Annotated in this window: 11 protein-coding genes; 6 read left to right on the forward strand and 5 right to left on the reverse strand. The window is 45.9% G+C overall.

The genetic code is table 11. The features are described from left to right. Positions 1-63: 63 nt before the first annotated feature. The 4 genes from BLR32_RS05315 to gcvT form a co-directional block, all read right to left on the reverse strand. The gene (locus BLR32_RS05315) at positions 64-3,807 is read right to left on the reverse strand and encodes a DEAD/DEAH box helicase (RefSeq protein WP_089829249.1); all 3,744 of its coding nucleotides are present in this window, start codon (positions 3,805-3,807) and stop codon (positions 64-66) included. A 182-nt stretch (positions 3,808-3,989) separates the two neighbouring features. Then, positions 3,990-4,718, reverse strand: coding sequence for a 2-phosphosulfolactate phosphatase (locus tag BLR32_RS05320; RefSeq protein WP_089829251.1), 729 nt, complete (start codon positions 4,716-4,718; stop codon positions 3,990-3,992). Between the two features lie 94 nt (positions 4,719-4,812). Beyond that, on the reverse strand, positions 4,813-5,286 hold the full coding sequence (locus BLR32_RS05325) for an SRPBCC family protein (protein ID WP_089829252.1): 474 nt from the start codon (positions 5,284-5,286) through the stop codon (positions 4,813-4,815). A gap of 34 nt (positions 5,287-5,320) precedes the next feature. Further along, positions 5,321-6,409 (reverse strand): glycine cleavage system aminomethyltransferase GcvT, encoded by a 1,089-nt coding sequence (gene gcvT, locus BLR32_RS05330; protein ID WP_089829255.1) that lies wholly within the window; start codon positions 6,407-6,409, stop codon positions 5,321-5,323. Positions 6,410-6,715: 306 nt separating this feature from the next. On the opposite strand from gcvT, the gene BLR32_RS05335 reads away from it, so the two are divergent. The 3 genes from BLR32_RS05335 to BLR32_RS05345 are packed head-to-tail and all read left to right on the forward strand — an operon-like array spanning position 6,716 to position 9,514. Next, a complete protein-coding gene (locus tag BLR32_RS05335) occupies positions 6,716-8,338 on the forward strand; it encodes a M20/M25/M40 family metallo-hydrolase (RefSeq protein WP_089829257.1) in 1,623 nt (540 codons plus the stop codon). Positions 8,339-8,375: 37 nt separating this feature from the next. After that, positions 8,376-8,777 carry a hypothetical protein gene (locus BLR32_RS05340; RefSeq protein WP_089829259.1) on the forward strand — a complete coding sequence of 134 codons (402 nt, stop codon included), beginning with the start codon at positions 8,376-8,378 and terminating at the stop codon, positions 8,775-8,777. Between the two features lie 50 nt (positions 8,778-8,827). Next, positions 8,828-9,514, forward strand: coding sequence for an NUDIX hydrolase (locus BLR32_RS05345; protein WP_089829953.1), 687 nt, complete (start codon positions 8,828-8,830; stop codon positions 9,512-9,514). Positions 9,515-9,599: 85 nt separating this feature from the next. Here BLR32_RS05345 and BLR32_RS05350 read toward each other — a convergent pair whose 3' ends face one another. Beyond that, entirely contained in the window at positions 9,600-12,035 is a 2,436-nt protein-coding gene (locus BLR32_RS05350) for an ABC transporter permease (protein WP_089829261.1), read from the reverse strand. Between the two features lie 406 nt (positions 12,036-12,441). Between BLR32_RS05350 and BLR32_RS05355 the strand changes: the two genes are divergently transcribed. The 3 genes from BLR32_RS05355 to BLR32_RS05365 all read left to right on the forward strand — a co-directional run bounded on the left by BLR32_RS05355 (position 12,442) and on the right by BLR32_RS05365 (position 15,797). Continuing rightward, a complete protein-coding gene (locus BLR32_RS05355) occupies positions 12,442-13,353 on the forward strand; it encodes an NUDIX domain-containing protein (RefSeq protein ID WP_089829263.1) in 912 nt (303 codons plus the stop codon). 10 nt (positions 13,354-13,363) lie between these two features. Beyond that, a complete protein-coding gene (locus BLR32_RS05360) occupies positions 13,364-14,779 on the forward strand; it encodes a nicotinate phosphoribosyltransferase (protein WP_089829265.1) in 1,416 nt (471 codons plus the stop codon). A gap of 103 nt (positions 14,780-14,882) precedes the next feature. Beyond that, on the forward strand, positions 14,883-15,797 hold the full coding sequence (locus tag BLR32_RS05365) for a hypothetical protein (protein WP_089829267.1): 915 nt from the start codon (positions 14,883-14,885) through the stop codon (positions 15,795-15,797). Positions 15,798-15,815 lie beyond the last annotated feature (18 nt).

The following is a 15,815-nucleotide window of genomic DNA, read 5'->3' on the forward strand; positions in this document are numbered from 1 at the left end:
GAAAGAAAAGAGCCTGTATCTACTCTTTGATACAGGCTCTTCTCTTTATTAATAAGTCTTACTTTAACTAAATAGGTAAAGCACATCTTCTTTGGTGAGCTTCTTTACAAATCCTGAATCATCTGCAATGATCTCCTTCACTAACGATTTCTTACGCTCCTGTAATTGCAGGATCTTTTCTTCCACAGTATCCTTACAGATCATACGGTAAGCAAAGATATTCTTCGTCTGACCAATACGGTGAGTACGGTCGATAGCCTGTTGCTCTACCGCCGGGTTCCACCATGGATCCACTATATATACATAGTCTGCCGCTGTCAGGTTAAGACCCACACCACCCGCTTTGAGAGAGATGAGGAATACCCTGCAATCGTCATTAGACTGGAAGTTCTGTATTGCGCGTTCACGTTCTGTTGCAGATGTGCTACCATCAAAGTATTCGAATGGTATCTTCATATGCTGCAGCTTCTCCCTGATCAGTCCAAGCATACCCAGGAACTGGGAGAAGATCAGCACCTTATGGTTACTGATGTTCTCAGACATTTCACGGGTCAGCTCATGCAACTTCACAGAGTGGTTCGGATATTGTTCCGCTTCGTTGAGTATAGCCGGAGAATCGCATATCTGACGGAGTTTCATCAGACCCTGGAGGATGGTCAGCTGGGAGCGTTCCATACCCTGATCTTCGATTACACCCAATATCTTGGAACGATAAGAATTCCGGTATGCGTCGTAAATATGCCGCTGCTCTGCATCCATTTCGCAGAAGATCACTGTTTCGATCTTCTCTGGTAACTCTTTCGCTACCTGCTCTTTGGTACGGCGTAGAATGAACGGATAGATCAGCTTACGCAGGTGATCCTTACGTTCTTCATCCTGGAACTTGTCTATCGGTGTGGCAAACTCATTCCGGAAGAAGTCTACACTTCCCAGCATACCCGGATTCAGGAAGTTCATCTGGGCATAAATGTCAAATGTATTGTTCTGCATCGGCGTACCACTCAATGCCAGTTTGTTTTTGGTATTCAGCAGTTGCGCCGCTTTAGTTACTTTACTCTGCGGATTCTTGATCGCCTGGGATTCATCCAGCACTACATAGTCCAGGTCCATCTTCATCAGTGTCTGTACATCACTTCTCAGCGTACCGTAGGTAGTGATCAGGATGTCATACTTCAGCAGCTCTTCCACCGTCTTCAAACGGGTAGGGCCGTGATGAATATGATAGGTCATGGTAGGCGTAAACTTCTTGATCTCATTTTCCCAGTTATAGATCAGGGTAGTGGGACATACCACCAACGCCAGGCATTTACCATCATGCTTATTCTTGTAATGTTGGATAAATGTAAGCGCCTGGATAGTCTTACCAAGACCCATATCATCTGCAAGGATACCTCCCCACTTCACTTCATCAAGATAATTCAGCCATTGGAAACCGCTTTCCTGGTAAGGACGCAGTGTTGCGCGCAGGTTATGTGGCAGGGAAATATTACGGATCTCGTCAAACTGCAGCAACTTGCGTCGCTTCTGTTCCAGCTCCAGTAATATTGCATCATCATCAATGAACTCAAACAGTTCATCGATCACACTGAAATTGTATTTACTCAGCTTCAGTGCGCCTTTATCTTTTTCCTCCCCGATCTTGAACAACAGGGAGTATTTCTTTAACCATTCTTCCGGCAGCAATCCCAGGGAGCCGTCGGCCAGCTGCACATAGTTCTGTTTACCTGCCAGCGCCTGCTTGATATCCCTGATGCTTACCTTCTGATCGCCATACGTTACTTCGATCTGTGCATCGAACCAGTCGATACCAGAACTGATCTGAAGGTTGGTAACCGGCTTATGAGCGCTGAACTTGAAGTTCTTCAGGTTCTCAAATCCGAATACCCGTACATTCATTTCTTTCAGCGTATCAAAGAAGAGGAAGAACCAGTTGTTCTTCAACGCCTCCTTGGCCTTCAGGAAAAAGTAGTTGTTTGAGTTCGGCTGTGAGAAATTGGTATGCAGCGTACTCAGTTTATCTACAAACTGTTGTTCTGCTTCTTTATTCCGGTGGATGATCAGGACCTTATTTCCTTCCTGCACTGTTATCCTGCCATCGTCATTCCAATCAACTTCCTGTCCGTGATAAGCAAATCCCGGCTGAATGATAAAGGTTTCACCTACCTCACGCAGAAATACCCTGCATTCCGGCAGGATATCATCCACTTCCGCCAGCAAAGAGTTGTCAAACTGTATCTGGTACTGCTTACTTAATGGTAGCAGGTAATCCTGCAGATAAGTACCCCACTGGTCGGCGGGGATGCGTATGCGTCCATTCTCACGGAATAATTCTACATGCAATGCATCCTGTGCATTTTCAAACAGGTAAAGCACATTGTTCTTCAGGAACAATATAGAGCTATCCCACTCATTATCAGAAACATTTACCAGTTCCCCTTCAATGAGAACATGGCAGGTCACTTCGATAACATCAGCAGAAGCGTGTGTTTTGAAAATAGGTTGTAGCCTGTCGCCAGCCAGATGGACAGGCAGCAGGTTCTTTGTTTTGAATTGCTGCCGGTTCGGTAACAGGAATAACAGGCCATGTGCCGCTATCTGCGGGAACAGTTTAGCCAGTTTAGGATGCAGGTATTCCAGCATCAGTTCCTTCGTTTCCGTTGGCAGGGCCGACTCATTATCATCATGGGTAATATTCTCCCAGATGCCGGCAAAAGGAGAGTTCTTGCTCAGAAACTTGCTCACCTCCATACCCTGCACCTTGCGGACAGGAGTAATCAGGTCGCGGTCAGCTTCTTTATACAGGTAAAAGTCTATGTATTTGGAAAGATCCAGTTTATTGACCAGGGACACAAAAGCGTCCTGCTCTTCATTTACCTCACCGCTTACCAGGTCTATCCGGAAGAAAGGATACAAGGGTTCATTGGCATTAAACACAACGCCTATGCGCTGAGTGATTGCCGCAGCTACTTCTGGCGCAGGGGGAGGAGCAGGCTGCCTGCTGGCAAGTGCACCGTCAACCCTTTTTATACTTGGATCGAGTACGCGGAGGAAAGGCTTGCCCTCCATATAGGAGAAGGTGAACTTCCCTTCCAGGTTATCATCAAGCGAATAACCGTATAAGGACAGGAGTTTGTTCTTTTCCTTATCCCAGTTACGCAATGTATCAAAATAGTAAGGCCCCTGGCTGTTCAGCAGGTAGAGGAACAGGGCGGTCTTATGCTTACACACCGCATGTTCTGTTTCGTCGCAGGTGCAATGTGTATCAAAGAAACGCTCTTCATTCCGCTGTATGATCAATGGATAATCCTGTCCTTCATATTTAAGGTTGGCTTCCACTTTCTCGTCTTTCGCGGCAATGATCTTGAAGCTCTTTGCAGATTTTGCTATTTTCTCAGCTTCTGTGAATATCTCATTGGAAGTGAGCAGTTTGAGCGATTTCAGGTCTATGAACTTCATTTTCACCAGCGTATGCTGCTGGTTATATTGCGTATCATAGCTTTCAAAATGATTTTTATCCAGCATTTCCTGTAGCTGGAACATAGCGGCAGCTTCATGCCGGCAGATATCTCCAAGGTTGTAGGGACACTGGCAACGGACAGACATATTGCCTGTCTCATGATATTTACTGATGGAAACGCGATAATAATTTGCATGGGTATCGCTCTTCACCCTGAAAGTGGCTGATTTGAGAATAGGATCAGCTTCTAACAACTCCACACCTCCGGTCGCAAAGATGCGCTTTCCCCTACGGATCACCTCATCGGTTCCGTTATTATATACATATTTCAGTAGCTGGGGCAGCGACATAGTTTCAAATTGCCCGCTTTATAAACCAACCGGGTTAAAAGCTAAAATATTTAGCAGCTGGTGAAAAGGCAATTCACAAAAGTACGCAGAAAAATCCTAAAAAGCTAGAGCATAAGGAGCCTTAGTGCTACAATGTATCACTTCCAGAAACAAACACTTTATAAAAAGAAATTATCTTGCTATTATTCCGCAGCCACCAGCTCTCCATTTCTATAAACAGGCAGTACGTTGGCCCCATCGGGTGTGAGACAATACTGAATATCTCTCTCCAGATCATACTTTGCCAGGCGCTTATAGTGTGACGCCTGCTTCATGATCTCATGGATGTTGTCTTTTGATACCTCGTACAATGTCTCTGCGGCAATAGCAGAATCGCAGTCTACTGTAAAATGCTCCCTTATCCGGCTCACTACAGCTCCTGCAAACAGGGTGTCCTCCATATTAACACGATCTTTCCAGGCAGCACATCCCAGTATGACCGGTTTACCCTGTGCTACCAGGTAGTCACATACGGCAGAAAGGTTTGGAAATGAGCCCGTAATGATCTGAATGGCGTCTTTGGCCATATGCAACAGCTTGGTACCATTTGTAGTGGTCAGTACCAGTGTCTTGTCCTGTATAAATTCGCGGGGATATTCAAATGGGGAGTTTCCATGCAGCAAACCTTCCGCAATCCGTCCGTCCCGTTCACCGGCTGTTATGGCACTGGCCCCCAGTTGTTCGCCGATACTGATACATTCCGGAACAGAAGCTACAGGTATCACCCTTGTGGCGCCGTTATATAATACTGTACAAATCGTAGATGTTGCTCTCAATACATCAATAATCACCACAATACTGTTCTTCACATCATATAAGTGTAACAATGCCGGTGATAAACATACTTCTAAAGTCGGTTTCTGCTGTTCCATTGCCCATATTTAAAAACAGCACGAAGACCCGGAAATTGAATACAGGCATATTATGTCAATTCCCAATTTCCGGTTCTTCATCCTGATTATATCATTAGTCTAGTATCACTCTCCACTTCTCGGTCTCCGCATAATCTTTGATCACCTGGTTCCGCAACAGCAGCAGGTTAGTCATGTGTTTGTACAGGTAAAACCGCTCAAACAACCTTCCCAGCCAGCCATAAGGTGTTCCGAATTCCATGATATCAATTGCTACAGTACCATTACCTATTTCCTTAAAATGATGCTCATGTTTCATATAGGTAAAATCACCTTCCACCATCTCATCACAGAAGTACTCTGTTTTGCGCATTGCTGTAATGCGGGTGGTCAACTGCCTTAGCTTGCCAAAGTGTTTGGCCTGCCAGGTTACCGTTTCATCCAGTTCAATCAGTCCGGCCATACGACCCTTGATTGCTTCTTCCTGCATATGCGCCATACTGCGCTTGTGCAGCGTAATGCTCCGGCTCAGGTCAAAGACCCGCTCCAGCGGAGCATGAATTACGGTTGTGATATGAATTGTAGGCATAGAATAGATATGGTTTTTGCAATTATATGCTAACTTAACTTAAGAATGGCACCTTTACAACTCTGGCTTTCAATAATTTGTCCCTTACTGCAATAAATATTTCTGAATCCTGGGTGGCAAATGCAGAATTTACATAGCCCAGGCCAATTGCTTTCTGCAGGGAAGGCGACTGTGTACCAGAGGTTACTTTGCCTATTACCTTGCCCGCGGCATCCTTGATCTCGTAGTCGTGACGGGGAATACCCTTATCCACCATTTCAAAACCTACCAGCTTCCTGCTCAGGCCCGCCGCTTTCTGCTGCTCAAATTTACTCCGGGAAGTGAATTCTTTCGTAAATTTTGTAATCCAGCCCAAACCAGCCTCCAGTGGGGAAGTGGTATCATCAATATCATTTCCGTAGAGGCAGAAACCCATTTCCAGGCGAAGCGTATCACGTGCACCCAGGCCGATTGGTTTCAGTCCTTTAGGACCACCTACTTCGAAAATAGCATCCCAGATCTTCTCGGCTGCACCGTCTTTATCTTCAAAATAGATCTCAATACCACCTGCGCCTGTGTAACCTGTGGCGCTTACCAGTACGTTAGGAACGCCAGCAAATTCGCCTTTGGCAAAGGTGTAATACTTCAGGTTCACCAGTTCAATGCTGGTCAGCGGTTGCAGTATGCTGGCCGCATTAGGTCCCTGGATAGCCAGCAGACAGGTCTTGTCGGAAATGTTGTGCATTTCCACGCCTTTCGTATTGTACTTGCTGATCCAGTTCCAGTCCTTCTCTATATTGCTGGCATTCACCACCAGCATATATACTTTGTTTTCTTCGATACAGTATACCAGCAGATCGTCCACAATACCACCTTCATCGTTAGGCAGACAGCTATACTGTGCCTTTCCGGCGGTCAGTTTGGAAGCGTCGTTGCTGGTAACCCGCTGGATCAGGTCCAGCGCATTTTCCCCCTTCAGAATGAATTCACCCATGTGGCTCACATCAAACACCCCCGCATTATTCCTGACAGCCAGGTGTTCGTCATTAATACCTGTATAGGAAATCGGCATGTTATACCCTGCAAAAGGAGCCATCTTAGCGCCCAGCGCTACGTGTTTGTGTGTAAATGGTGTGTTCTTCATAAATTTAATGATCGGTTCTGTTTTGGGTATGTTTTCAGGTTTAAGTTTTGTTTAAGCCCGGCAAAAATAGGCTGATTTTCCAAATTCGGCGGTCAAATAGTGATTTTGGTTCAATAATTGCCTCTCGGAATATTGAGCACCGCCAGCGAATCATCCTTACCAGCAACGGTATATGAACAACTTTGAGCATGAAACTGTTATTAGCAATCAGTACAATCATTGCTAATCAATTACTTAGATACGTATCTTTGCAACGAAGACCTGGTCTGCCGGCTCTTTCAGTAGACTTTTTAAAAAACAACAACTGTGAAGCATATTGCATGCCTGTTAGCGCTGTTATTACCCTTTACTCATGAGCTGAACGCCCAAAAGAAAGCAGATCGTAAGACGCTGGGGAACCTTCAGGCCCATGTCACCTTTCTGGCCAGCGATAAACTCGAAGGCCGCCGCACAGGCACTCCGGGCGAACAACTGGCTGCGGAATATATCGCCACCCAGATGAAGCTGGCAGGCCTTACGCCAAAGGGCGACAGCGGCTACCTACAGACATTCCCCGTAAGCGAAGGCAAACTGATAGCCACTGCCTCACACCTCACTGTTAATAAAACCACCCTCACTCCGGGAGAACAGTTTATTCCCCTTCCTTTCAGCGCGCAGAAAAGCGCCAAAGGCGACGTACTACGCGATGTAAATGAACCGGAGAACATCTGGCTCTTCAATGTGAAGGATTTTGAGATGCAGCCACATGCAGATTCCCTGGAAATATACCGGCAAAATGCCCGGGAAGCGGCCAAGGCCGGTGCCACCGGCGTGATCTTCTATAATGGTGACGAAACACCAAAGGATGTCCAGAAATGGCTCTCCGTTGCGGTCGATCCGCTCACCATCCCCGTGATGTGGGTGAACAGCGAAACCAGCAAGCTGCTCTCAGAAACAGAAGATCTCCGGATAAATATGCAGGTCAGCTTCACCGCCGGCAGACGTACAGGTACTAACGTGGTTGGTTATATAGACAACAAAGCCGCCAGCACCATTGTGATTGGCGCTCATTTTGACCACCTTGGGCATGGAGAAGACCAGAATTCACTGGCGCCTAACGACAAGACCATCCACCATGGTGCTGATGATAATGCCAGTGGCACCGCTGCCCTCCTGGAACTCGCAAAACTGCTGAAAGCCTCCCACCTGCAAAAGTATAACTACCTGTTTGTGGCATTCTCAGGGGAAGAACTGGGACTGTTTGGCTCCAAATACTTTACCGAACACAGCTCCGTAGCACCCGGTTCCTTCAACTACATGATCAATATGGACATGGTAGGGCGACTGGACCCTGTTAAGGGACTACAGGTAGGAGGGATCGGAACTTCACCAGTGTGGCCGACACTGCTGCAGCAGACCATCCCGGCAGGTATTCATACCACATACGACTCCTCCGGTATCGGACCATCGGACCATACCTCTTTCTATCTGAAAAATGTGCCCGTGCTTTTCTTTTTCACAGGCACGCATAGCGACTATCACAAGCCATCCGACGAAGCTGCCAAGATCAACTATCCAGGGGAGTTGACCGTGATCAAGCTGGTATATACACTGGTTGAGAAAACCAACAATATGGACAAGCTGGCCTTCACCCGTACACGCGATAAACAGCCTTCCAGCACCGGTAGTCCCCGGTTTACCGTAACACTGGGCATCATGCCTGATTATACCTGGCAGAAACCAGGAGTAAGGGTAGACGGTGTAACTGATAACAAGCCGGCCAGTAAAGCGGGTATCCTGGCCAATGACGTGATCGTTGAACTTGGCTCACACGCTATCGTGAACCTGGAAGACTATATGCAGGCGCTTTCCACCTTCAAAAAAGGCGACAAAACCACTGTAAGAGTCAGGAGGGAAGACACTGAAAAAGTATTTGATGTCCAATTCTGACCGTTTTATAATATCTTGCAGCCCTTAATATTGTTGTATGAAGCCGGTTTTGTTCATATTAAGCGCTGCCATTTTTTGCTTTTCGTGTAATCAGGCACGTGACAAGGGAGAGGATACTTCCAAATATGATATCATTACAGAAAAGAGCTACGTGGTACGCAATGTGAAGCCGGTGAGCGGAGATCCACATGTGGACTCTCTCCTGCAACGTAAACAGGAACTGACGGGCTACCTGGAACGTCATGGCTTTGTACGTCACGTGGCCGCCAACGACAGCCTTCTGTTTCGCCGGAATAACAGGCAGGAAGTGGTGATAGAACTACCTCCACCAGCAACCACAGAAGCAGCGAACCTGATCATTGCATTTGATCCGATGAAAAATCCCCTGTTCATTAATCTGAAAAAAGACACTACACAGGTAGAGAAATACATTAAATAGTGAGTATATGCCGGGATCACCATAGCCGGCCATAACCTTTAGAATTGGATTTGGAACCTAAGCAAAATATAAGACTTTGTGTAGACGCGGTAGTCTTTGGATATACCGCCAAAGAAAGCATTTCCGTATTACTCATTAAACGAACCATTCCTCCTTTCATGCACCGCTGGGCTTTACCCGGAGGATTCGTGATCGATGGAGAAACACTGGAAGAAGCCGTAACCCGCGAGCTACAAACCGAAGCGGGTGTACACATCAACTACCTGGAACAACTTTACACCTTTGGCCAGCCGGAACGTGACCCCCGGGGCAGGATAATATCAGTAGCCTATTTCGGTCTGGTTAACCCAACTAACTTTAAACTAGCCGCCAGCTCGGACGCTGAAGATGCTAACTGGTTTGATATCAAGAAACTGCCCGACCTGGCATTTGATCACTCAGCTATCGTGGAAGCAGCAGTGAAACGCTTAAGGGCGAAGATCCGGTATGAACCTATCGGGTTCGAACTGCTTGATCAGAAGTTTCCCATCTCAGATCTGGAGAAACTCTATGAGACGGTCCTCGACCGGCCTATTGACCGCAGGAACTTTCAGAAGAAGATCAATCACCTGGGTATCCTGATGGGCCACAATGAAAAGCAAAAACATCCTTCTGCCGGAAGACCGGCTAAGCTCTATAGCTTTAACGAGGAACGCTATTTCCAACTGAAGAAAGAAGGGATTACTTTCGAGATCTGACCCCTTGCATTTCCACCCAGGACCGGCAGCACTGCACATAAAAAAGCCCCACCTATGGCGGGGCGGAATATTGATATGTTTCCGTTTATTCTGCTCTCAAACTTTTCACCGGGTTAGCCAGTGCAGCTCTCACGGCCTTGTACCCTACTGTCAGCCATGCTATGAACAAAGACAGCACGATCGCCAGGAAAAAGATCTCCCAACCCATATCTATATGATAGTAAAACCCCTGCAACCATTGCTGCATGAAATAGTACGCCACCGGCACGGATATCAGGAACGCTACTCCCACTAAAATGGTGAACTCCTTTGAGAAGAGATATAAAATGCTCTGGATAGAAGCTCCCAACACTTTTCGGATACCCACTTCTTTCGTCTTCTGTACCGCCATAAAAGACACTAACCCGTATAGTCCCAGGCAGGATATGAAGATCGCCAGGATAGCAAAGATCTCAAACAACTTTCCCGTCATCGCTTCTGCCTTGTAAAAACGGCCGATGTTATCATCCAGAAAGCTAACGTCGTATATGTAAGTCGGATAGATGCTGGTGAACATTCTCTCCACATCCTTCATGGTAGCATTCACTTTATCAGGATGCAAACGTAAAGCCAATGTACCATAACCGTTATAATCCGACGTGATGACCACTGGGTTAATTGCGTCATGTAGAGAATTATCATTAAAATCCTTCACTACGCCAACGACAGGATAGCTTACCTCCTTACTAAATCCTAATGTTTTGCCTATGATCTCTTCTTTAGAACGCAGCCCCAGATTTTTTATCAGTGTCTCGTTCACCACTACTTCCCGAATGGTATCACTTGGGAAGGGCAGGCGGCCTGCGGCCAGTTGCAGGCGAAAGGTGTTGAAATATCCCGAGTCTCCATACAGTCGTTTTACAGAAAATTGCTCTCTCTCCGAATTGTTATTAAAGTAAAGAGAAGTGAACTGTATAGAATAGGAAGCAGGCGCAGTCCAACACAGGCTGGCTGCTGCTACACCTGGTAGTTTTGATAGCTCTGCTTTCAGGTAGGGATACTTTACCTTCAGCGAACTATCACTGGGAAGATCAAGTAATACGATCGCTTCCTTTTCAAAGCCCAGTGATTTATTCCTTACAAACGACATCTGCTTTATTACTACCAGCGTACCGATCACCAGCAACTGCGCAATGATGAACTGGAATACCACCAGGGCCCGACGCAGGGAAATGCCGCCTACAGATCTGTTACTGATCCTGCTTTTGATAGCGGTTAAAGGATTGAAGCCCGAAATTACAATAGCAGGGTAAAAGCCCGCCAATACAGTAACAACCACTCCTGTCACTAATAAAAAAAGCAGTATAGCAGGAGATCGTAGCATGTTCAGAGACAGACGTTTATCCATCAGGTCACTCAGATAGGGGACTGCCAACCAGGCCATCAGTATGCCTAATACCAGCGCCACTACGGTAATCAGCGCTGTTTCATTCAGGAATTGCTTTATCAGTTGTGAACGATCGCTGCCCAATACCTTACGTACTCCGATCTCTTTAGCCCTGTTAACAGATTGTGCAGTTGCCAGGTTAATGAAGTTGATACAGGCTACGAGTAACAAAAAGATGCCGATAAATGCGAGCGTCAATAATTCTCCCGGCGTGAGGCTATTCCCCGTCAGCGTACCGAAGCGTTTATCAAGATGCATTTCTCCCAGGGGTTGAAATGTAATGGAAGATCTTACCAGGCTTTTGTCCTCAACTTCTCTGAAATTGTTCTTTACAAAAGCTGGCGCCTGTGCCTGTAATTTTTCGATCTGCTGGTGTTGTCCCAACAATACAAAACATGGTGAACCACTACCCATAGCATGCCAGTCCTCCCACTGCTCTTCTCCAACCAGCTTCCTATAAGTCTTGTAAGAAGCGCCCAGCTTTATCGGAACATCTGTATTGTCTGGCAGATCTTTAAATACACCAGTTATACGCAATGGTATGCGGTAAGACCACATTTGTATCGTTTTGCCAATAGCATCTTCAGGCTTTCCGAAAAAAGTCCTGGCCAGATGTTCATTTAGTACCGCTGTATTAGGCTCTTCCAGACCAGCGGGAGTACCCGCCAGCCAGGTGAAATCGAAAATATCGTACAAGCCAGGTTCTGTAAAATAGAGGCCATTTTCTTCCTTAAACTTCTTTTCTTCCGGTTGCCCTGCAACTTGTACATAGAACTGTGCAGCTCCTATGTCCTGTAAGGTGGCTACCTTTTCCAATGATGGATAGTAACGCCGGATGGCCTCTGCCAATGGCCTTGGTGTCATACTATGCATGTTAGCGATTCCATCATCACCGACCTTACGCTCAGTTGTAACTATTCTGAAGATCCGATCATGCCTGCTCTGGAAATTGTCGTAACTCATTTCATAATGGATCACAAGAAAGATCAGCAAACTCGCAGCAATACCTACTGCCAATCCAAGGATATTGATCAGTGCAAATGACTTATTCTTCCAAAGTGTGCGGTAAGAAAGTTTGAAATAGCGGTTTAGCATAACAAGGGTGTTACCAGACTATCTCACAAAAAACAGGTCAAAAGACAAACAACCTCATTACCAATCAGATACGTTCAAAACTACTGTTATTTGTGTTCGCTTACAGCACAGATATTGTCCACTTCTGAACGTCAGTGTTAGCCAACGCCTGCTGGCAGTCCACATGAAGTTCAAATCTTCTCCGCTTGCAAGGAACTGCACATAGGCACTATCAATACTTTCATTCGTAATAAGCCCATTCAAAGTTTTTCCAGACCCAAAACAACCAGTAATCCACGTAGTACATTCATTATCAATACTTTTTCCTTCACTTTATATTATTTGTGTAATTATTACGGAAAATATTTTGTTTATATGTTTAAACCTGTATATATTTGTGTAGAAGATACACAAAAGAACACTATCTATGACGACGCAAAAGCCAACCGGGGTAATAATCGCAAGGTTCCAGACACCCTCTCTACATGAAGGGCACTTACAGCTGATCAGAGAAGTAAAGTCTAAACACAATCGCCTGATCATCATTTTAGGTGTCAGCCCAATCAAAGGTGGCCGTAAAAACCCGCTGGACTATTACACCCGTGAGCGGATGCTGAAACAACTTTTCCCCGATGTGATTGTGCTGCCGCTTAGCGATCAGGCTTCAGATAAAGTATGGTCCCGTAAACTGGATGAATTACTGGGCAACAACTTCAGTAATGAAACATTCATCCTGTATGGTAGTCGTGATAGCTTCATCCCATTCTATGCCGGTCGCTTTCCAACCGTAGCACTCCCTCCGGTACAGGACTTTAACGCTACTGCACAAAGGGAAGCCGTTTCTGATAAAGTTTTTGATACAGAAGAGTTCCGGGCAGGTATTATCTATAGTACTTATAATCTTTATCCTAAAGTATACCCTACGGTCGACATTGCACTATTCCGTAATAACCGCCAGGAATTGCTCTTAGGACGCAAACCGGCAGAAAATGCCTGGCGACTGCCCGGTGGTTTTGCTGATCCTGATGATATCAGCTTTGATGCCGCTGCTGCAAGAGAATTGCGGGAAGAATGCGGACAGATAGAAACAAGTCCCATGCAGTATGAAATGTCCCTCCAAATGGACGACTGGCGCTATCGTTCTGAAGTAGACAAAATCATCACCACCCTGTTCAGTGCTGACCTTTTATTTGGTGAACCAGCTGCCGACGATGACCTAAGCGCTATGCGCTGGATTAATGTGAATGCGATCCCTGAACTGATAGCACAGGGTGAAATCGTCTCTACTCACATCCCACTCCTGAAAAAATTAGCTGAAAAATATTCTACTAACGACTAAACGAAGAATCATGACAAAGGAAAACCTCATTCTATTAGCTGATGCCTACAAATATTCCCACCACAAACTTTATATCCCAGGCACCGAATATATCTACTCCTACTTTGAAAGTCGCGGGGGCAAATTCGAGGAAACCGTTTTCTATGGTCTGCAGTACTTCCTGATGGAATACCTGCAGGGCGCAGTTATCACCAAAGAAAAGCTTGACGAAGCGGAAGCAACATTGCTGGAAGTATTTGGCCGCAATGACGTATTTGACCGCAGCCGTTTTGAATATATTATTGAGAAACATGGAGGACGCCTCCCTGTTCGTATCAAAGCTGTACCCGAAGGCACTGTAACCGGCGTGCGCAACGTGTTAATGAGTATTGAGAATACGGATCCTGCATGTTACTGGCTGACCAATTTCCTGGAAACCTTACTCATGCAGGTATGGTATCCCTGTACCGTTGCCACCCTTTCCAGAGAGATCAAAAAAACAATAAAGAAATATTACTCAGAAACCGCCAGTGAAGCTGCTTTTGCAGGAATAGACTTCGTACTGAACGACTTCGGTTTCCGTGGGGCCAGCTCTGTAGAAAGTGCCGGTATCGGCGGCAGTGCTCACCTGATCAACTTCTCTGGCAGCGATACACTGATCGGTTCCACTTTTGCCAAAAGATATTACCAGGCACCGGTTGCTCCCGGATTATCTATTCCTGCTACCGAACACTCCATTGTGACCCTGCTGGGTGAAGAAGGGGAGGTAGACATCTTCCGCCACATCCTCAATACTTTTCCTACAGGTACCGTTGCCTGTGTTTCCGATTCTTACAACATTTTCAGGGCCTGTAAAGAGTACTGGGGTACTGAACTGAAAGAACAGATCCTCAGCAGGGAGGGAACATTGGTGATCCGCCCTGATAGCGGAGATGCCATACAGACACTTCTGAAAGTATTTGAGATCTTAATGGAAACCTTCGGTTATACCCTGAATGAAAAAGGTTATAAGGTACTGCCGCCACAGGTTAGAGTAATACAGGGCGATGGTATCAGTTACTCTTCTATTCCTCCTATTTTTGAAGCATTAAAACAGGCAGGCATCAGCGCAGAAAACCTGGTACTGGGTATGGGTGGTGCTTTACTGCAAAGAGTCAACAGAGATACACAGGAATTTGCCCTGAAATGTTCCTTTGCACAGGTGAACGGCAAAACGATCAATGTACAGAAGAATCCACTTGAGTTAGATGCCAATGGAAACACCAGGGTGTCTTTCAAAAAATCCAAATCAGGTAAACAAAAACTTGTACTGGACAATGGCACTTATAAATCCCTTCCTGAAAACGAAGCACCGGAACTCAAAGATCAACTGGTCACAGTTTTCGAGAATGGTGAGATTAAAACAACGTACACTTTTAACCAGATAAGAAAGAACGCAATAATCTAACTTCTCGCCATCATTTGTCCCCCGTACCGGCCGTCCTATGTGACGGCTTTTTTCATTATCATTGTACCGAATGATTTACAAAAACTAAAAAAATCCCTTACTCATGAAAAAAATGCTGTCAACGCTTGTGTTGACCATTCTGATTGTTTGTGCCCGGGCACAATCTCCCGAAAAAATATACTCTCTATGGGGAGCGAACCTCTCCACTGCATCCTGGGTAAAACTGGGTACATTGACCGCAAGTCAGGGGGGGGTATCATCAACAATAGTCGTATATGCGGGACAAGGATATAATGGATATAACAACCAGATGGGTTCCGTTGAATTATTTATCAGAACGAGCAATGGAGCGACTGTCGGACCTAACGGATACGGCTTTGGAGCGTATGCTACCCGTTACGGTGGCACACCAGATCTGTTTACCCGGATGAAAATCGTACCTAACAATACCGGTGCTACGGCCACTGCATATGACATATATGCTTACGTTTCGTCCTATATCGGTAGCGGTTACTATACCGTAAAGGGGGATGGTGGATGGACTCCATCTATGACGGTTACAACAGAACCTGCCACCGCATATGAGGTGCCGTTCCTGTTCAAAATCCAATGTGATGCTTCGCTGGCAGGTGGAGCCCTTCTTGCCCAGGTTAGTACGGGTAACGTCGGTATTGGCACAGGTACGCCTACTGAAAAACTTTCTGTAAAAGGCACTGTCCTGGCCCAGAAAGTAAAAGTATCTACTGCTGCCGCCAATTGGCCCGACTATGTATTCGCCGCTGATTACAAACTACCATCCATCCTGGAACTGGAAAAATTTGTAAAAGAACATCATCATCTACCCGAAGTTCCTTCCGCAAAAGAAGTTGAAACAAATGGGCTTGACCTGGGCGAAACCAATAAACAATTATTGAAAAAGCTGGAAGAGCTGACGCTTTACATCATTGAGCTGAAGAAAGAGAACATCGCACAGCAGGCCGCCATCGAAACCCTGCAGAAAGAGCTGCCAAAGAAATAAAATAAAATAAAAAGGGCC

It is taken from the genome of Chitinophaga filiformis, assembly GCF_900102545.1.
GTDB lineage: Bacteria > Bacteroidota > Bacteroidia > Chitinophagales > Chitinophagaceae > Chitinophaga > Chitinophaga filiformis.

Excerpts from the sequence above, each read along its gene's own strand:
- BLR32_RS05315 (WP_089829249.1), bottom strand. The coding sequence starts at position 3,807 with ATGTCGCTGCCCCAGCTACTGAAATATGTATATAATAACGGAACCGAT.
- BLR32_RS05320 (WP_089829251.1), bottom strand. The coding sequence starts at position 4,718 with ATGGAACAGCAGAAACCGACTTTAGAAGTATGTTTATCACCGGCATTG.
- BLR32_RS05325 (WP_089829252.1), bottom strand. The coding sequence starts at position 5,286 with ATGCCTACAATTCATATCACAACCGTAATTCATGCTCCGCTGGAGCGG.
- gcvT (WP_089829255.1), bottom strand. The coding sequence starts at position 6,409 with ATGAAGAACACACCATTTACACACAAACACGTAGCGCTGGGCGCTAAG.
- BLR32_RS05340 (WP_089829259.1), top strand. The coding sequence starts at position 8,376 with ATGAAGCCGGTTTTGTTCATATTAAGCGCTGCCATTTTTTGCTTTTCG.
- BLR32_RS05350 (WP_089829261.1), bottom strand. The coding sequence starts at position 12,035 with ATGCTAAACCGCTATTTCAAACTTTCTTACCGCACACTTTGGAAGAAT.
- BLR32_RS05355 (WP_089829263.1), top strand. The coding sequence starts at position 12,442 with ATGACGACGCAAAAGCCAACCGGGGTAATAATCGCAAGGTTCCAGACA.
- BLR32_RS05360 (WP_089829265.1), top strand. The coding sequence starts at position 13,364 with ATGACAAAGGAAAACCTCATTCTATTAGCTGATGCCTACAAATATTCC.
- BLR32_RS05365 (WP_089829267.1), top strand. The coding sequence starts at position 14,883 with ATGAAAAAAATGCTGTCAACGCTTGTGTTGACCATTCTGATTGTTTGT.